Origin of the sequence: Cellulomonas algicola (assembly GCF_003851725.1) — a bacterium.
Taxonomy (GTDB): Bacteria; Actinomycetota; Actinomycetes; order Actinomycetales; family Cellulomonadaceae; genus Cellulomonas; species Cellulomonas algicola.
In genome coordinates, this window is record NZ_BHYL01000194.1 from 1 (window position 1) to 17842 (window position 17842).

Below are 17842 nucleotides of genomic sequence, written 5' to 3' on the forward strand. Positions count from 1 at the left end.
GCCTGGCGCTCGCTCGGCGAGCAGGCGCTCCACGCCGACGGCACCGGCCGCCTCGCGGCCCACGTCGGGCGCGCGCACGACCCGGCCGCAGTCGAGGTCGGCGCCGCCGACCTCCTCGCGTGGCCGGCCCCGGCCCCGCCGGCGGACGTGCCCGACGCACCCGTGCTCGTCGTCGTCCCCTTCCGCGACCGCACCGCCGGGCGTTCCCGCCTGCGGAACCTGCTCGCGTGCGTCCGCGCCCTCGCGGACCAGACGGCGGACCGCGCGTCCTACCGCGTGGTCGTCGTCGAGGCGGACGAGCAGCCGCGCTGGGAGGCGGTCGTCCGCCCGCGCGTGCACTCCTACCTCCACCTGCGGGCCCCGGGTCACTTCAACAAGGCATGGGCGGTGAACGCCGGCGTCGTGCAGGCCGGACCGAGCGAGGTCGTGTGCGTCCTCGACGCCGACGTCCTCGTCGACCGGGAGTTCGTCGACCGCAACGTCGCGCGCTTCCGTGCACGCGGCGCGCAGGCCCACCTGCCGTTCCGGGACGCGCTGTGCCTCGACCCGGCCTCGTCGGACGCGGCGATCCGCCGACGCCTGCTCCACGCCGACGCGTCGGTCGCCCCCGACGTCCTGCGCGGTGCCGTCCTTCGTCGCCCGCCCGGCCACTGCGTGTGGGTGCGCACGGACCTGTTCCACCGTGTCGGGGGCTTCGACGAGCGGTTCGTCGGCTGGGGAGGCGAGGACCTCGACCTCGTGTTCCGGCTCGACGTGGTCGGAGCGGTCGACCGGTACGGCGACGCGCTGCTGCACCTCCACCACGAGCGCCCCCAGACGCAGGTCGACGGCAAGCGGTTCTACGCGGGCCGGCGCCTGCTGAGCTGGCACCCCGCCGGGCCGATCGGCCAGCTGGACGCTCCAGCGACGTCGACGGACGACGACCTCGCCGGGCTCATCGAGCGGGTCGAGGACGCGGCGGCATCGCTGTGAGAGCGCTGTCATGCCTCGACCGAGCGGTCGACCCGGAACGCCTCGTCAGGACGGCGCACGCCGCGGGTCTCGACGCGGTCGTGCTGAACGACGACCTCGTCGAACTCGAGGACGTCGTCGCGCTCGTGCGGGCCAGCGGGCTGCGCGTCGTGCTCAACCTGCCGCTCCTCTTCGACGTGGACCTGCTCACGCGCCTCCCGGACAGCCTCGCCGTGACGAGCGCGGGCCGGCCCGCGGTCGCCGAGTGGCTCCGGATGGCATGCCCGCGCGACGACGAGTTCTGGCAGGCGCGGCTCGACAAGATCCGGCCGGCCGTCGAGAGCGTGCGGCCCGACCTCGCGCTGCTCGACTTCGCCCGCACGTTCGTGCTCTGGGAACAGGTCGGGCCCGACGCCGAACCGCGTGCGATCGAGCACGGCTGCTGGTGCGCCCGCTGCCGGGCCGCCGGCGACGACGCCACGACGGTCCCCGCGGACGCGGTGACGGCGCGCGTGATCCAGGCGAGCGCCCTCGTCCGACGGTCCGCCCCTGGCACGCCGGTCGGCGTCAAGCTCGTGCCGTGGCTCGCGACCGACTACGGCGGTGCCCGCGAGTGGGCGTGCGGGCAGGACCTGCGCGCGCTCGCGCCGTGGGTCGACGTCGTCGTCCCGATGTCGTTCTCCTCGCTCATCGGCCGTCCGACGACGTACCTCGCGACGCTGCACCGCGAGATCCGGGAGACGACCGGGCGGGCCCTCATGCCCTGGCTGCAGGCGGCCGACCCCGCGAGCCCGACGGCGCTCGGCGTGGAGCAGGTCTCCGAGATGCTCGACGCCGTCGAGCGCGACGCCGACCTCGGCTACGGCGTCTTCCACCTCGACGGCGTCGCCGACCGTCCCGACATCCTCGCGCTGCTGGCGTCGCGCGCCCCGCAGCACCGATCACCGAAGGAGACCTCATGACCCCGGAACGCGACGTGTTCGGACCCGAGCCGTGGCTGCGCCTCGGCGACCGCGGCTTCCACTCCCGGCTGCTCGTCGGTGTCGAGCAGTACACAGACCCGGGGCTCGTCGGCCGGGTGCTGACGGCGAGCGGCGCCGACGTCTTCATCACCACGTACGACCTCGAGCAGACGCGCAGCAGCCTGCTGCTGTCCGACGTGGACCGCGAGGTCGACCTCGGCGCGTTCACCTGGATCGGCACGACGTCGTTCGCGCACTCGGCGAAGGACGCGGTCGAGACCGCCCGACGTCTGCGCGACGCGCTCGGGCTGGACATCATCAAGCTCGACGTGCGGGACGCCACCAACCTGCCCGACGGCGACGCGACGGTGTCCGCGGCGAAGACGCTGCTCAACGACGGGTTCAGCCTCCTGCCGTTCATCCTTCCCGACCTGGGGACCGCACGGGTGCTCGAAGGCATGGGCTGCTCGGCGCTGCGCCTCATGGCCTCGCCGGTCGCGAGCTACCGCGGCCTCGTCGACCCGGACCTGCTGCGCGGGTGCATCGACGCCGTCGACATCCCCACGGTCGTCGAGGGCGGGCTCGGCAGCCCGGCGGACGTGACGCGGGCGTTCGAGATCGGCGCGAGCGCGGTGCTCGTCAACACGCTCGTCGCCCGCGCGCCCGACCCCGTCCGGATGGCGCGCGCCGTGCGGCACGCCGCGCTCGCGGGCGGCCTGGTGCGGGGGTGACCTCGGCGCTCGCGGGCGGTCGCCGCCTCGACGCCGTCCTGCTCGACGTCGACGGCGTCCTCGTCGACACCGAGGAGGCGGTGGTGGAGCTCTGGCAGGTGCTGTGCCTGCGGCTCGGGCGGCCGCCGCTCGACGACGCCGACCACGCGCACATCGTGGGCTGCGCCGTCGAGCACACCGTCGACCACCTCTTCGGCACCCTCGGTCCGGACGTGGTCGACCGTGCGCACCTGATGCTCGCCGACCTCGAGCCCGCGCTGCCGGCCCGCCCGGTCGAGGGGGCGGCCGAGCTCGTGCACGACCTGTGCGCGCGCGGCGTCCCGGTCGCCCTCGTGACCGGCGCGTCGAGGACCCGCCTCGACGCGGTCGTGCGGACGCTCGGCGCCGCGGGTCAGCCCCTCACGGCCGTCACGGCGGGGGAGTCCGAGGGCAAGCCGCACCCCGGTCCCTACCTGCTCGCGGCGCGCCGGCTGGGCGTCGACGCCACGCGGTGCGTCGTCGTCGAGGACGCCGTCGCGGGTGTCCGCAGCGCGATCGCGGCCGGCGCGATCTGCCTGGGACTCGCGCCCGCGGGCAGCCCGCGGGGCGGGGCCCTCCTCGACGCCGGCGCCGAGGCGGTGCTCGAGACGCTCGACGCCGTGCGAGCGGCCCTGCGGCCCGTCGGCGACCGCTCCGCGGGCCTCCCGGCACCGACAGCGACACCTTCAACGACGAGAGGAACGTCATGGGCGTGACCATCCACCTTCCCGCGGTGCTCGCGGGCCGCGCGGGAGGATCCCGCACCGTCACCAGCACGGGGACGACGGTCGCCGAGGCGCTCGAGCGCACGGCGCAGGAGCACCCTGACCTCGTCCAGGTCATCCGCGGCCGCGAGGGCCTGTCCCGCTTCGTCAACCTGTACGTCGACGACGTCGACGTCCGCGGCACCGGGGGCCTCGCGACGCCGCTGGCTCCCGGCGCCGAGATCGTCGTCGTCCCCGCGGTGGCCGGAGGGTGAGCGTCGTGACCGCTCCTGCCGCCACGCTGCCCGGGCCCCTCGTCGAGCCGGCCGGCGAGCTCACGCGCGAGGAGACCGCGCGCTACAGCCGGCACCTGCTGCTCCCGGAGGTCGGGGACGCGGGGCAGCGTCGCCTCAAGGCCGCCCGGATCCTCGTCATGGGGGCCGGCGGGCTCGGCGCGCCCGTCCTGACGTACCTCGCTGCCGCGGGCGTCGGCACGATCGCCGTCGTGGACGACGACGTCGTCGACGTCTCCAACCTGCAGCGCCAGGTCCTGTTCGGCCACGACGACGTCGGCCGGCGCAAGGTCGAGGCCGCGGCGGACCGGATGCGTGCGATCAACCCGCACGTGACCGTCGTCGAGCATGCAGTCCGGGTGGACGCGTCGAACGCGCTCGACCTGTTCCGCGGCTACGACCTCGTGATCGACGGCACCGACAACTTCGCGACGCGCTACCTCGTGAACGACGCGTGCGTGATCCTCGGGCTGCCGTACGTGTGGGGCTCGGTCTTCCGCTTCGAGGGTCAGGTCAGCGTCTTCTGGGAGCAGTACGGCCCGCAGTACCGCGACCTGTACGGCGAGCCGCCGCCGCCGGGTCTCGTGCCGTCGTGCGCGGAGGGCGGGGTGCTCGGCTCCCTGTGCTCGATGGTCGGGGCCACGATGGCGACGGAGGCGCTCAAGCTCATCGTCGGGACGGGCGAGCCGCTCGTCGGTCGCCTGCTCGTGCTCGACGCCCTGGCGATGCGGTGGCGGAGCCTGCCGGTCGCGCGGCAGGAGGGCACGCTGCGCGTGCGCACGCTCGACGAGTGGCCCTACGAGGAGCGGTGCGCGCTGCCCGGTGCCGCCAGGTCCGCCACGGCGGCGGGCGCGGAGATCACGGTCCCGCAGCTCCAGGAGCTCCTCGCACGGCCGGGCGGCCGGGACGGCGTGACCCTCGTCGACGTGCGCGAGCCCTTCGAGCACGAGCTGGGCGCGATCCCGGGCAGCCTCCTGCGGCCCAGCGGCGACCTGCGCACCCGCGAAGGGCGTGCGGAGCTCCTCGGCCACCCGGCGGTCGTCCTGTACTGCAAGTCCGGCGCCCGTTCGGCCGCCTGCCTCAGTGCCCTGCGGGCGGACGGGCACGCCGACGTCCGCACCCTGGTCGGCGGCTACGACGCGTTCGCGCGGAGCACGTCGTGACCGCCGCACCCCCCGCCGCCCCGACGCCCGCCCGTCCCGCCCCCCGGAGGTCCCCCGTGCCCGCAGACCCGCACCCCGCGTCCGAGCTCGAGCTCGAGCTGACCTTCCTCGCCGACCGCGTGCCCGACGAGGTGCGCGGCACGCACCCCGTCCGGCTCGTGGACGTGTACGTCCCCGAGGACCGGCAGGTGCACCCGCGGCTGCGGCTGCGCCAGCAGGGTGACCGGTTCGAGCTGACCAAGAAGCTGCCCGTGGTCGAGGGCGACGCGTCGCAGCACCACGAGCTGACGGTCACGCTCGACGACGCGGAGTTCGCCTGCCTGGCCGCCGCGAGCGGGCGCCGGGTCGAGAAGGACCGCTACCGCGTCGTCATCGACGGCCACCCGGCCGAGGTCGACGTCTTCCGCGGCGACCTGCAGGGTCTCGTGCTCGTCGACTTCGAGTTCGGCGACCGCGCCGACCTCGAGTCGTTCGTCGCGCCGGCGTGCTGCGGGCCCGACGTGACGCAGGAGGACTTCATCGCCGGGGGCCTGCTCGCGGGCCGCGCCTACGCCGAGATCGAGCCCGAGCTGGACCGGCTCGGCTACACGCGTCTCGACGTGTGATGCGCGAGATCGAACGGAAGTTCCTCCTCGCGTCGGTGCCCGACGGGACCGGCCGGTGGGTCCGGGTCCGGCAGGGCTACCTGGCGCAGGACGCGCGGGCGGCGGTCCGTGTGCGGGAGGTGGCGGGCCGCTTCTGGCTGACGTGCAAGCGGGGGGAGGGGATCGTGCGCGAGGAGTGGGAGGTCGAGCTCAGCGCCGCGCAGTGGGAGCAGCTGTGGCCCGCCACCGGCGGCGCACGGGTCGAGAAGGACCGCGGGCGCGTCGACCTCGACGGTGCGGTCGCGGTCGTCGACGTCTTCGACGGACCGCTCGCCGGGCTGCGGCTCGCGGAGGTCGAGTTCCCGACGCGCGCGTCCGCGCACGCGTTCGTCCCACCGCCGTGGGTCGGCGCCGAGGTCACCGACGACCCGCGCTACGGCAACCGGTCCCTCGCGGTCAGGGGGCTGCCCGTCCCCGGATGACGCGTCGGGGCGCCGCGCCGCACGCCGGGCGCGCGCTCCCGGCGCCGTCGCAGCACGCCACGTGCGCGCCATCCACACCGTCGTGGACGGACGACCGGCGGGCGGGTCGCAGGACCCGCTGACCGCCGGCGACGGCACGACGCCACGTTCTCTCGAAGGGGGTTCCACCGTGCATGCGTCCTCACCGACCGTCGTCGTGATCGAAGGGATCGACGGCGCCGGCAAGTCCTCGCAGTGCGGCCGGGTCGCGGAGCGGCTCACCGACCGCGGCCTCCGGGTCGTCACCTGCGCGCCCGACCGGCCGTTGCGACGGGTCTACAAGTCGTTGATCGACGACGCCGACGGCTTCCCCGACGCCCGCACCTCGGTGCTGCTCGGGCTCGCGGACTACGCCTACGCGACGCAGGACGTCCCGCCCGCGGACGTCGTCCTGCTCGACCGCTACGCCTACTCGTCGTGCGCCGACGCGCTCGCCCTGGGGATGCGGCCCGACCAGGTGCTGCCGCTCCTGCGGCTGTTCGACGCGCCCGACCTCACGCTCTTCGTCGACGTGTCGCCCCGCGAGGCGCTCGCGCGCAAGGGCGGGGCGTGCTCGCTCGCGGAGGCCGGCGGCCCCGAGGTCCTGCGCGGCGCCGGGTCGTTGCCTGACGCGTTCGTGACGTACCAGAACGCCGTGCGGGACGGGTTCCTGCGGCTCTTCGCGTCGCACACCGGACGCCACGGCTTCCACGTCGTCGACGGGGAGCGGTCGCTCGACGACGTCACCGACGCGTTGTGCGACGTCGTGCTCCGGGCCTGCGGCGCGGGTCTGCCCGAGGCGGTCGACGCGTGACCGGCCCCGTGAAGCGCGTGGGCGTCGTGGGCGTGGGGCACCAGGCGACCGAGGACCACCTGCCCGCGGTGGAGGCGTGCCCGCGCACCGAGCTGCGCGCGGTGTGCGACATCGACGCGGCGACAGGGTCGCCCGTCGCGGCGCGGTACGGCGTCCCGTTCTACGAGTCCGTCGACGTCATGCTGCACGACGAGGACCTCGACTTCGTCGTGGTCACCGTGCCGCACGGAGTGCACCGCGACGTCACCGAGCGCGCCATCCGCGCGGGCGTCCATGTACTCAAGGAGAAGCCGTTCGCGGTCAGCGCGGCCGACGCGCGCCACCTCCAGCAGCTCGCGGACGCCCACGGGATCCAGGTCATGACGACGCTGCAGCGGCGCTTCAACCCGACCTACACGAGCTTCTTCCAGCTCGCGGACCAGATCGGCACGCCGTTCGCGGTCGACGTCCAGTACACCCTCGGCGTGGAACGGCCCGACGAGGGGTGGCGGGGCCAGCGCGCGATCGCCGGCGGCGGATGCCTCATCGACATGGGCTACCACATGCTCGACCTGCTGATCTGGTACCTCGGCCTGCCCGACCGGCTCGCCGCGACGATCTCGTCGCGCGCCATCCCCGGCCAGGAGTACGACGCCGAGGACACCGCGAACGTCCTCATGACGTGGGACTCGGGCCTGCACGGCACGATGCGGATCTCGCGTGCGATGCCGCCCAAGACTGAGCGGTTCCGGCTCGTCGGGACCGACGGCACGATCGAGATCGAGCGCGGGGTCATCCGCCGCTTCCGTCGGGACGGCGAGCTGCTCGAGGAGCTGCGCCGGCTCGGGGCGTGGGCGCCTGCGGCCGTGAGCCAGCTCGAGTTCTTCTGCGACGTCGTCGACGGCCGGGCGGAGAACCACGGCAGCCCCGGCTACCACCTGCAGCACACCACCTTCATCGACGCGGCGTACCGTGCCGCCGCCACGGGCCACGTGGTCGACATCAAGGGAGCGCTCGTATGACGACGACCGACGTCCACATCCCCGCGGTCACGGCGCCTGAGCCGCACTTCGTGTGGCCCGTCGTCGACGAGGCGACCCTCGAGGCGGTGCGCGCGCAGCTGGTCGAGTCCGTCTCCGTCTACGACCGCTCGGGCGTCGTCGCCCGTGTCGAGGACGCGCTCGCGCGCTGGCACGGCGTCCGGCACGCCGTCCTCATGAGCTCCGGCACGTGCGCGCTGCACGCCGCGTACGTCGCGGCGGGCGTGGGTCCGGGCGACGAGGTGATCGTCCCCGCCTACACGTTCTTCGCGACGGCGAGCCCGCTGCTGCAGACGGGCGCGACGCCCGTCCTCGTCGACTGCGACGAGCGCGGCAACCTCGACCCGGCCCGGGTCGCCGACGCCGTGACGAGCGCGACCCGCGCCATCGTGGTGACGCACATGTGGGGCCTCCCTGCCGACGTCGCGGCGCTGCGGGCGATCGCCGACACGCGTGGGCTGCTGCTCGTCGAGGACACGTCGCACGCCTTCGGCGCGTCGGTCGACGGGCGTCCGGTCGGCGCGTTCGGGGACCTCGCGGCGCAGAGCCTCCAGGGCCAGAAGCCGCTCACCGGCGGCGAGGGCGGCGTGCTCCTCACGGACGACGACGAGCTGTACTACCGGGGGGTCGCGATCGCGCACTACAACGTGCGGTGCAAGCGCGAGATCCCGGCCACCCACCCGCTGGCGCGCTACGCCGTGACCGGTCTCGGGCTCAAGTGGCGGATCCACCCGGCCGCCGCCGCCATGGTCGAGCAGCAGCTCGGCGTCCACGACGCCGTCCGCTCCGGACGCGACGCGTGCGCCGCGCGCATGGCGGCCCGCCTCCGGCGCCTCCCGGGCGTCGAGGTCCTGCTCCCGCGTGAGGGCGAGCAGGGCTCGTGGTACGCGCTCGTCCTCCGGCTCGACGACGCCCTGCTCGCGCACGTGGACGCCGACACGCTCGTCGAGCGCTTGCACCGGGAGGGTGCGGTCGAGGTCGACCGGCCCGGCAGCACCCGCCCGCTCGCGCAGCTCCCGCTGTTCCAGGACCCGGGCGGTGCCCTGCCCGCCTATGCGGGCCGCAGCGGCGCCCGGCCCGAGGACTACCCGGCCGCGAACGACTTCTTCGACCGCACGCTCAAGCTGCCGGTGTGGCACCGCGCGGCGGACATGCCGGTCGTCGACCAGTACCTCGACGCGTTCGACAAGGTCTGGGCCGAGCTCGGCCTGTGACCGGCCGGTCGCGAGGACCGGTCCCACCCGCACCTGCCACCGAGAGGACGAGCGTGCCGTCAGACCTGCGCACCACCACCACGCCGACGGGGCGCGCCGGCGTCGCGCCACACGACTTCGACGACCTGCGCGCCCAGCTCGTCGCGGCGACGCGCGGCCCGCGCGACTCCGACGCGCTCGCGCAGGCTGGACGGCTGCTCACGACCGCGTTCGCGGACCGGGCGGGCGGTGCGGCGCTGCTCTCCTCCTGGGCAGACCGCCTGCGGGACGGCCGCACGACCGTGCGCGGCCGCTCGCAGGTCCACCACAACGGCTTCGCGAAGATCTCGCTCGCCCGCCTCGACGGCGGGTGGAACCTACGGCTGCACGTCTGGCCGGCAGGCCAGGGCGACGCGCGCGTCCACGACCACCGCTGGTCGTTCGCGTCGATCGCCGTCGACGGTGCGCTCGACGTCGTCAACTACTCGCGCGACACCGGGCCGGACGACGAGGTGCGGCCGTGCTACCGGCTGTACGACGCGACCGGCGACGGCGAGAAGCGTCTCGAGCGGGCCCCCGACGAGGCGGTCCGCCCGACGAGCTCGTACCGCATCGGGGCCGGCGCCTTCCACGTCCTCGACTTCCGCGACCCGCACGTGGTCCGGAACACCACCGCGACCGACGCGGTGACGCTCATGCTGTCCGGCCCTGCCCGACGCGAGTTCTCCCACTCGTACGGTGCGCGCGACCGCGACGACGTCCTGCCCGCCCCCGCCCTCGTCGACGACGAGCGCGCCATCGACCACGTCCGGCTCGTCGCCGCACGCCTCAGGAGCGCCTGATGACCACCCCCACCCCGTTCGGGATCCGACTGCACGACGCCATCGAGCGCACCGGCCGACTGTGCGTCGGCATCGACCCGACCGCCCGCGACCTCGACGCCTGGTCCCTGCCGGACGACGCCCGCGGAGCCGCGCGGTTCGCCGCCGCGATCATCGAGGCGTCGGCCGGGCAGGTACCCGTCGTCAAGCCGCAGGCCGCGTACTTCGAGCGCTTCGGTCCGGACGGCGTGGTCGCGCTCGCGGACACGATCCGGCTCGCGCACGCGGCCGGCCTGCTCGTCCTGCTCGACGCGAAGCGCGGGGACATCGGGTCGACCAACGCCGCGTACGCCGAGGCCTACCTACGCGCAGGTGCCCCCCTCGGCGTCGACGCGATGACCGTCTCGCCCGTCGCGGGCGTCGCCTCGCTCGCGCCGTTCGTCGACGTGGCCCGTGCGGAGGGTGCGGGGCTCTTCGTCCTCGCCCGGACGTCGAACCCCGAGGCGTACGCGTCCCAGACCGCCCGCGAGACGGACGGCGGAACGGTCGCCGAGCACGTGCTCGCGTGGCTGCGCGCGCAGAACGCGGGTCAGGACGTCGGCTCGTTCGGGTGCGTCTTCGGCGCCACCGTCGACGACAGCCACGACGCGCTCGCAGGTCTCCACGCCTTCGTGCTCGCACCGGGCCTCGGCGCCCAGGGGGCCACCGCCGACGACCTGGCGAGGCGGTTCCGGGACGGGCGGTTCGTGCTGCCCACGACGTCGCGTGCGATCGCCGCCGCAGGCCCTTCCCTCCGCGCGGTCGCCGCGGCCGTCACCGACACCGTCGAGGCCTGCACCGACGCGTTGCGCCCGGTTCGCGTCCAGGACTCGGCGCGATGACGCGCGGGCGCCTCGTCGCGGTGTGCGGCATCGACGGATCCGGCAAGACCACGCAGATCGAGCGCGTCGTCGACCATCTGCGGGCGCAGGGGCGCGACGTCGTCGCGACCCGGCAGCCGACGGACCGCTACCGGCAGGACGCGACGGTCCGCGCCGCGCTCGACCTCAGGCTGGAGCTCGCGCAGATCTCGCCCGAGCTGGCGCTGTTCGCGGCCTTCGACCGTCTCCGCCACCTGCGCGAGGTCGTGGAGCCCGCGCTCGCGGCCGGGAGCTGGGTCGTCACCGACCGCTACGTCTACTCGAGCTACGCGTACTTCCTCAGCCGCGGGATCGCGGAGGTCGACTGGCTCACCGCGATCAACCGCCACGCACCCCGTCCCGACCTCACCGTCGTCGTGGACGTCCCGCCGGAGCTCGCGGCGGTCCGGATCGTCGCGCGCGACGGGTCGTCCCGCAAGCGTGAGGAGCTCGACCTCGACCGGATGCAGACCGTCCGGGCGGCGTTCCGCGACCAGCCGTGGGGCGCGCACGCCGACTACCACGTCGTCGACGGGACCGACCCGGTGGAGCAGGTGTGGGACCGGGTGCGCACGCTCGTCGACGGGCTCGCCGGATGAGCTCGGCGCTGGTCCTCGGGGCGGACGGCGGGATCGGGCGCCAGGTGGTCGCCCAGCTGGCCGCGTCCGGGTGCGGCACCGTCGTGACGGCGGACCGTCGCGGTCCGGTGGACCACCTGGTCGACGTGGCGGACGACGGCGCGACGTCGCGCTACTCGCGGTGGCTCGACGGGTTCGAGCAGGGCGGCGCGATGCCCGACCTGGTCGTGTGGTCCGTCGGCGTGTACCCGCGGCGGCCGCCCCACGCGTACGGCACCGACGCGACGCGCGCTGTCGTCGACGCCAACCTCACGGGCTTCCTGCGGTTCGTCGCGGCGCTCACACGCGTGCAGCGGCGCGACGGCCGCCCGCGACGACTCGTGGTGATCGGCAGCCAGGCCGGCGCGACGGGCGGCACCGACGCCGTCTACGCCGCGTCGAAGGCCGGGCTGAACGCGGTCGTGAAGTCGCTCGCTCGGGAGTACGCGTCCCTGCGGCTGATCGCGAACTGCGTGAGCCCCGGTCCCACCGACACGCCGATGGCGGACGTCATGGGCGAGCGGCGCGCGCACTACGAGCGGGCGATCCCGCTGGGTCGCTTCAGCAGCGCGTCCGAGGTCGCGGCCGTCGTCGTCTGGCTCCTCACCCAGGCGCCCGAGGCCGTGCTCGGCACCGTGATCGACGTCGACGGAGGGCTGGTGCGCCGATGAGCGTGAGGATCCTGGAGCGCACGGGCGCCATCCGCATGCGGACCCCGTTCGGCGAGTTCTCGCTCGAGGCGTTCATCGTCGCGGAGGGCGCGTCGATCGACACGCACCTCGCGGTCGTGCACGGGCAGCTGGGCGACACCGTCCCGGTGCGCATCAACTCGGCGTGCCTCACGAGCGAGGTCTTCGGCGACGACCGGTGCGACTGCGCCTGGCAGCTCGAGGAGACGCTGCGCCGTATCGTCGCCGAGGGCTCGGGCGTGGTCCTGTACCACCAGAACCAGGAGGGCCGCGGAATCGGCCTCTTCCGCAAGATCCAGTCGTACCGGCTGATGAGCGAGGGGCTCACGACCAACGAGGCGTTCGCCGCTCTCGGTGAGCCGACCGACGCCCGCACGTACGCGGCCGCCGCGAGCATCCTCGACCTCCTGGGTGTCCGTCGGGTGCGGCTCATCAGCAACAACCCGACCAAGGCGCGCGCCCTGCGGGAGGCCGGCCTCGAGATCGTCGAGGTCGCGGAGGTCGTCGGCGCGCACAACCCGGCGTGGCGCTCCTACCTGCTGAGCAAGGCACAGGACTTCGGGCACACGATCACGCTGCCCGCCCGCACGACCCCGGTCGTCTCGTAGACCTGTCATCCGGGCGGGACGTCTGTCACGACTCCGCGTAGGCGCGTGCCTGCAGCGACCACAGCTCCGCGTACCGACCGTCGGCGGCCAGCAGGTCCGCGTGGGTGCCGTGCTCGACCACGCGACCGGCGTCGAGCACGACGATGCGGTCAGCGAGCCGGACCGTCGACATGCGGTGCGTGACGAACAGCGTCACGCCGCCGACCCGCGCGGCGACCTCGGCGGCGTTCGCCTGGTACGCGTCGACGAGCCGTTGCTCCGCGAGCGCGTCGAGCGCCGCGGCGGGCTCGTCGAGGACGAGGAGCAGAGGGTCAGACCGCATGAGTGCGCGTGCGAAGCCCACGTTCTGCCACTGCCCGCCTGACAGGTCGCGGCCGTCCGCGTAGCCGAGCCCGAGGACGTCCTCGACCGCGAGCTCGTCGGCGATCGGTGCACCCGTCCGCGACAGGGCGTGCCGCACCGGCCCGGGCGCGTCGACGTCCTCGAGCCGGCCGATCCCGACGCTGTGCTGCAGCGACAGCTCGACGCGCGCGAAGTCCTGGTAGAGCGCGGCGGTGCGCTCGAACCAGCGGTCGGGCGAGACGGTCGCGAGGTCGGCGCCGCTCACCAGGACCTGGCCGGACGTCGGGCGGTAGAGCCCGGCGAGCAGCTTGAGGAGCGTGCTCTTGCCGGCGCCGTTCTCACCCACGACCGCCACCGACGTGCCGGCAGGCAGGTGCAGGTCGACGTCGTCGAGGACGGTCCTGTCCGTCCCGGGGTACCGGAACGAGACGTGCGACAGCCGGATGCCGTCCGCGCTGCGGGCCGGGAGCGGGCCGCTCGGGGGCAGCGCCGTGTCGGCCTCCACCTCCGTGCGCATCGCGACGAAGCGGCGCAGTCCCGCGGCGGCGCGGTGCACCGAACCGAGCAGCTCGACGCCCGCGGACATCTGCACGCTGAGCTGGGTCGCGAGCGTGATGGTGAGCACGACGTCGCCCACGCTCGCCCGGCCCGCGCGCGCCAGCGCGAACGCGCCGACGACGGCGCCCGCGTAGGCGACGCCGAACGCGAGCTGCCCGCCGCTGCGCAGCAGGGCGTACCGGACGTCGGCGCGCGACATCGCGCCCGCGTACGACTCGAGCAGCGCACGCTGCCGGTCCACGAGGAAGTCGGCGCTGCCGCTGAGCCGGATCTCCTTCTGCGAGACGGGGTTCGCGGCGAGCCGGCGCAGCGCGCGGATCGACCGGGTGGTCGGTGACTGCGCCTCACGGGTCTGCTGCAGCCCGCTCTCCGCACGCCGGCCGAGCAGCACGGGGACGACCGCCACCAGCGCGAGGAGCGGCAGCCACGGGGCGACCGTGGCAAGCACGACGGCGGTGAGCAGGGTCTGGACGAGGGTGGCGCCGAGCTGGAGACCCGTCTGCACCGTCGTGCGCACCTGCATGACGTCCTGGCGGAGCAGGTCGACGCGGTCCGCGAACGCGGGGTCGTCCGCACGGTCGAGGTGGTGCGGGCCGTTCACCAGCCGCAGCAGCTCCCGGTTGAACTCCTCGTCGGTCACCTCGGCGAGCTCGAAGTAGTAGAGGTGCGCGAAGTGGCCGAGCATGAGCTCACCCGTGAGCGCGACGGCCGCGACCACGACCCATCCCGTCGCGGTACCGACGTCGCCCGCGATCGCGGCGTCCACGAGGCGTCCCGCGCCGAGCGCGACCACGGGGGTCGCGACGGCACCGAGCAGGAGCAGGCCCGCGCCGATCGACAGCCGGCGGCGGTCGATCCGCCAGCCGAGCGCGAACAGGCGCCCGAGGCAGAAGAGCACGTCCCTCATCGACCGACCTCCGTCTCGTCCACGGCGCCGAACCGGCGCGCCTGCACCTCGAACATCCGGCTGTACGTGCCGCCGAGCGCGACGAGCTCGTCGTGCGAGCCCGCCTCGCTGATGCGTCCGCCGTCGAGCACCACGATCCGGTCCGCGCGCCGGACGGTGGAGAACCGGTGCGAGATGACCAGGCTCGTCACGCCGCGCGTGAGGTCGAGGAACGCGTCGTAGAACTCGGCCTCCCCTCGCGCGTCGAGCTGTGACGTGGGCTCGTCGAGCACGAGGACGGATGCGCCGTGCCGGACCGCGAAGAGCGCGCGGGCGAGCGCGAGCCGCTGCCACTGCCCTCCCGACAGATCACGCCCGCCCGGCAGCGCCCGGGTCAGCGGGGTCTCGAGACCGGCGGGCAGCTCGTCGAGCAGGTCGCCGAGGCCGACGCGCGCCAGCTCGGCGCGGATGCCGTCGGTGTCGTCCCGGTGCTCGATCGCCCCCATCGCGACGTTCTCGCGCAGCGGCAGCTCATAGCGGAGGTAGTCCTGGAACGTCACCGCGAAGGATCGCTGCCACGCGTCCGCGTCGAGCGTCCGCAGGTCGGTGCCGTCGACGCGGACAGCGCCGCGGTCGGGGTCGTAGATCCCGGTGAGGACCTTGACGAGCGTCGTCTTGCCCGCGCCGTTGACGCCCACGAGCGCGGTCGACGTCCCGGCGCGCAGCTCGAGGTCCAGGCCGTCGAGGACCGGCGGCCCGCCCGGGTAGGCGAAGTGGACCCGGTCGAGCCGGACGGCGTCGCGCGCGACGACGGGGGCGGACGTCCCGGCGGGCGACGTCGTGCGCGCGTCCTCGCGCCTGGTGATCGCCTCGAACTCGAGGAGCGCCTCCCACGCGCTGCGGCCGTAGACGAGCTTGACGTCGGCCTCGGGGAACACGACGCCGAAACGCCCGCACAGCAGGATGGCCTGCACGGCGATGCTCACCGCGGCGACGGAGGCGACGTCGGAGCGCGCGACGAGCAGGAGCGCGACGACGGAGCCGACGAGCGCGACGGCCGTGTACGCGAGGAACGGCACCCCGTACACCCGGCGTCGCCACTCCCAGAGCGGGTCGAGCACGGCCCGGCTCTCGGCCACGTAGCGCGCGTCCAGCCAGTCGACGAGGCCGAGCGTGCGGATCTCCTTGGCGGCGCGCGTGCTCGTCGCGAGGTCCCTGACGTACGCGACCCGACGGCGCAACGGCTGGAACCGGCGGACGAGCTGCCCCCAGCGGTGGAAGGCGGTCGTCTGCCCGAGACGCGCGACGAGCGCGACGACCGCCCCGGCGAGGGCCGCCTGCCACCCGACGGCGACGGCGAGGAGCGTGACGGCCCCGACGAGCTGGGTATACCGCGCCCAGAGCGCGAGCCCGCCCTCGACGGCCGCCCCCGGTGTGAGCGTCCACTGCTCGAACGCCTCGTCGGCCTGGCTGAGCCGGTCCGCCACGTCGGGTCGTTCGAGGCCCGCGAGGGTCGCCCGACGGAGCGCGAAGTCGGTGAGGCGCTCGATGCACGCGGCGTCCACCCGACGTGCGACCGCACGCGACAGGATGAGCTGGACGGGGGCGAGCAGCTGCTGCAGCAGGAACGCTCCCACGGCGAGCACGAGCCAGGGCGTGACGCCCTCGCCGTCGAGCTCCTGGAGGGCCACGCCGGTGCCGACCATGAACGCGACCGGCGCCGCGCCGGCGAGCACGTGCACGGCCAGCGTGGCCGTGACGACTCCGCGACCGGCGTAGGGGAGGAGCTCGCGCAGCTGTGCCGCGGCGACGCGCCGCTCGCGCAGACGCCTGCCCGGACGAGCCCACCACGGTCCGCGATCGCTCTCGAACGGTGACGTGCTCGGGGTCCTCCGCTCCGTGGGCGCGGTCGGGACGCTCATCGTGCACCTCCACCTAGGGTCGACGCAGACTCGGGCCGGCGACACCCTCCCGCAGACTGTGACTGCAGTCGTAGGCGATTTCACCTGGTGGACCGTGCGCCGGCGGGGACGCCCGTGACGGTGCCGGTCAGGGCGAGCAGCCCACGGTGCCGTCCGGCGGCGGCGTGCCCGTGCCGAGGAAGCCGTACACCGTCGAGCGACCCGTGGCGAGGGTGCCGTTCCACGCGGCGTTCCGGACGGTGACGGCGGTGCCGGACGTCGCGAGCTCGCCCGACCAGAGCTGCGTGACCGCACCACCCGCAGGGAGGGCGAAGGTCGTCGTCCAGCGGGTCAGCGAGGTGAGCGCCCTGACCTCGACCGACGCCTGGTACCCGCCCGGCCAGCGACCGCCGACGGTGAGCGTGGCCCGGCATCCGGCGGGCGGCATGGTGTGCGTGACGGTCGGCGACGGCGTGGGCGTGACGGTCGGCGACGGCGTGGGGGTGGGCGTGGGTGCCGGGGTGACGGTCGGCGTAGGTCCGCCGCCCAGCCCGAGATCGCGCAGGAAGGCCGTGAGCCGGGCCGCGATGACCTCGTGGTCCCGCACGGACGGGTGCCAGTGGCAGCCGCCGTAGTCGAGGCCCTCGTTGCCGTAGTACCAGGAGCGCACGCGGTCGTCGCCGTCGGCGTTGCGCTCGTCGACGACCCGCTGCGCGAGGTCGGGCAGGTCGGTGCCGGTGTGGACGTACGTCGCGCTGACGACGAGGTAGGTGTCAGGCCCGTACCGCTCGCGCAGCGTGTCGAGGTAGCCGTGGTACGCGGCGACCCACGCCTCGCGCAGCGCGGACGTCGTGGGCCACGTCTCGTTCGCGTTCAGGGGCGTCGAGAAGTCGTTGATCCCCAGGCCGACGACGACCGCGTCGGGGTGCCAGGACGAGGGCCGGTCCCAGGGGGCGTCGACGAACGGCAGCGCCCGGGCCTCGTAGGTGCGGTAGCTCGTGCCGGGCTCGCCGCCCGCGTAGTTGCGCACCATCCCGCGACCCGAGAACGCGTTGACCTGGTAGTCCGCGCCGAGCGCCCGGGCGGTGAGCGCGCCGAACGACAGGTCGGCGTTCGTGGTGCGGGTGACCTCGTCGCCCGTGCACTCGCGGCTCTCCGACGTGTTGCCGTAGCCGGCGGTGTACGAGTCGCCGACGAGCTCGAGCTGGAGGGCGCGCGCGGGCGGCGCGGACAGGATCTGCGACCCGTCGACGGGGACGAAGCCGCCGAACGTGCTCGTGGCCCACGGGACCTCGCTGCGCTTGACGACGCGCACGGTGTGCTCGCCCGCGCTCAGCCCGGTCACCCGGTACGTCGTCGCGCCCGGGGTCACGAGCGTCGCGACGGTGCGGCCGTCGACGGCGACGTCGTAGTCGCCGTACGCGTCGTCGAGCACGATCCCGACGCCCGTCCCGCGGAACCGTCCCTCGAAGTACACGCCGGGCCACGCGTGCTGCCACGTGCCGCCCGACGTGACGACGCGACCGGCGGTGTGCACGGTCGCGTCGAGGGCGGGGTCGGCGGTCGCCGCGACGGCGGCTCCCGGGACG

19 protein-coding genes are annotated in these 17842 nt (G+C 74.5%); 16 read left to right on the forward strand and 3 right to left on the reverse strand.

Going from position 1 to position 17842, the window contains the following annotated elements:
* The 16 genes from CTKZ_RS12680 to CTKZ_RS12755 form a co-directional block, all read left to right on the forward strand.
* Positions 1-972: glycosyltransferase family 2 protein (locus tag CTKZ_RS12680; protein WP_124343289.1), on the forward strand; the 972-nt coding region annotated here is incomplete at its 5' end.
* Positions 969-1913, forward strand: coding sequence for an alpha-amylase family protein (locus CTKZ_RS12685; RefSeq protein ID WP_124343290.1), 945 nt, complete (start codon positions 969-971; stop codon positions 1911-1913). The genes CTKZ_RS12680 and CTKZ_RS12685, both read left to right, overlap by 4 nt.
* Positions 1910-2644 carry a beta/alpha barrel domain-containing protein gene (locus CTKZ_RS12690; protein ID WP_124343291.1) on the forward strand — a complete coding sequence of 245 codons (735 nt, stop codon included), beginning with the start codon at positions 1910-1912 and terminating at the stop codon, positions 2642-2644. Before CTKZ_RS12685 ends, CTKZ_RS12690 begins: the two co-directional genes overlap by 4 nt.
* Entirely contained in the window at positions 2641-3378 is a 738-nt protein-coding gene (locus CTKZ_RS12695; RefSeq protein WP_124343292.1) for an HAD family hydrolase, read from the forward strand. Before CTKZ_RS12690 ends, CTKZ_RS12695 begins: the two co-directional genes overlap by 4 nt.
* Positions 3369-3641 (forward strand): MoaD/ThiS family protein, encoded by a 273-nt coding sequence (locus CTKZ_RS12700; protein WP_124343293.1) that lies wholly within the window; start codon positions 3369-3371, stop codon positions 3639-3641. The genes CTKZ_RS12695 and CTKZ_RS12700 overlap by 10 nt, the downstream gene beginning before the upstream one ends.
* A 5-nt stretch (positions 3642-3646) precedes the next feature.
* Positions 3647-4822 carry a molybdopterin-synthase adenylyltransferase MoeB gene (moeB, locus tag CTKZ_RS12705; protein ID WP_124343294.1) on the forward strand — a complete coding sequence of 392 codons (1176 nt, stop codon included), beginning with the start codon at positions 3647-3649 and terminating at the stop codon, positions 4820-4822.
* A gap of 56 nt (positions 4823-4878) precedes the next feature.
* Positions 4879-5427, forward strand: coding sequence for a CYTH domain-containing protein (locus CTKZ_RS12710; RefSeq protein WP_124343295.1), 549 nt, complete (start codon positions 4879-4881; stop codon positions 5425-5427).
* The gene (locus CTKZ_RS12715) at positions 5427-5888 is read left to right on the forward strand and encodes a CYTH domain-containing protein (protein WP_124343296.1); all 462 of its coding nucleotides are present in this window, start codon (positions 5427-5429) and stop codon (positions 5886-5888) included. The genes CTKZ_RS12710 and CTKZ_RS12715 overlap by 1 nt, the downstream gene beginning before the upstream one ends.
* A 196-nt stretch (positions 5889-6084) precedes the next feature.
* A complete protein-coding gene (locus tag CTKZ_RS12720) occupies positions 6085-6720 on the forward strand; it encodes a dTMP kinase (protein ID WP_160142895.1) in 636 nt (211 codons plus the stop codon).
* Complete coding sequence (locus tag CTKZ_RS12725; protein WP_200829735.1) at positions 6717-7721, forward strand: Gfo/Idh/MocA family protein; 1005 nt, start codon at positions 6717-6719, stop codon at positions 7719-7721. The genes CTKZ_RS12720 and CTKZ_RS12725 overlap by 4 nt, the downstream gene beginning before the upstream one ends.
* Positions 7718-8953, forward strand: coding sequence for a DegT/DnrJ/EryC1/StrS family aminotransferase (locus CTKZ_RS12730; RefSeq protein ID WP_124343298.1), 1236 nt, complete (start codon positions 7718-7720; stop codon positions 8951-8953). Before CTKZ_RS12725 ends, CTKZ_RS12730 begins: the two co-directional genes overlap by 4 nt.
* Before the next feature lie 53 nt (positions 8954-9006).
* Positions 9007-9774, forward strand: a complete 768-nt coding sequence (locus CTKZ_RS12735) for a cupin domain-containing protein (protein WP_124343299.1) — start codon at positions 9007-9009, stop codon at positions 9772-9774.
* The gene (pyrF, locus tag CTKZ_RS12740; RefSeq protein WP_124343300.1) at positions 9774-10634 is read left to right on the forward strand and encodes an orotidine-5'-phosphate decarboxylase; all 861 of its coding nucleotides are present in this window, start codon (positions 9774-9776) and stop codon (positions 10632-10634) included. The genes CTKZ_RS12735 and pyrF overlap by 1 nt, the downstream gene beginning before the upstream one ends.
* Positions 10631-11251: a dTMP kinase gene (gene tmk / locus CTKZ_RS12745; RefSeq protein WP_124343301.1), complete on the forward strand. Its 621-nt coding sequence runs from the start codon at positions 10631-10633 to the stop codon at positions 11249-11251. The genes pyrF and tmk overlap by 4 nt, the downstream gene beginning before the upstream one ends.
* Complete coding sequence (locus CTKZ_RS12750) at positions 11248-11940, forward strand: SDR family NAD(P)-dependent oxidoreductase (protein ID WP_124343302.1); 693 nt, start codon at positions 11248-11250, stop codon at positions 11938-11940. Before tmk ends, CTKZ_RS12750 begins: the two co-directional genes overlap by 4 nt.
* Positions 11937-12566, forward strand: a complete 630-nt coding sequence (locus CTKZ_RS12755) for a GTP cyclohydrolase II (RefSeq protein WP_124343303.1) — start codon at positions 11937-11939, stop codon at positions 12564-12566. The genes CTKZ_RS12750 and CTKZ_RS12755 overlap by 4 nt, the downstream gene beginning before the upstream one ends.
* 25 nt (positions 12567-12591) lie before the next feature.
* On the opposite strand, the gene CTKZ_RS12760 is transcribed toward CTKZ_RS12755, so the two are convergent.
* The 3 genes from CTKZ_RS12760 to CTKZ_RS12770 form a co-directional block, all read right to left on the reverse strand.
* A complete protein-coding gene (locus CTKZ_RS12760; protein ID WP_124343304.1) occupies positions 12592-14373 on the reverse strand; it encodes an ABC transporter ATP-binding protein in 1782 nt (593 codons plus the stop codon).
* Positions 14370-16274 (reverse strand): ABC transporter ATP-binding protein, encoded by a 1905-nt coding sequence (locus CTKZ_RS12765; protein ID WP_124343305.1) that lies wholly within the window; start codon positions 16272-16274, stop codon positions 14370-14372. Before CTKZ_RS12765 ends, CTKZ_RS12760 begins: the two co-directional genes overlap by 4 nt.
* A 127-nt stretch (positions 16275-16401) precedes the next feature.
* Positions 16402-17842 (reverse strand): cellulose binding domain-containing protein (locus CTKZ_RS12770; protein WP_124343306.1); only part of this gene is annotated, 1441 nt, incomplete at its 5' end.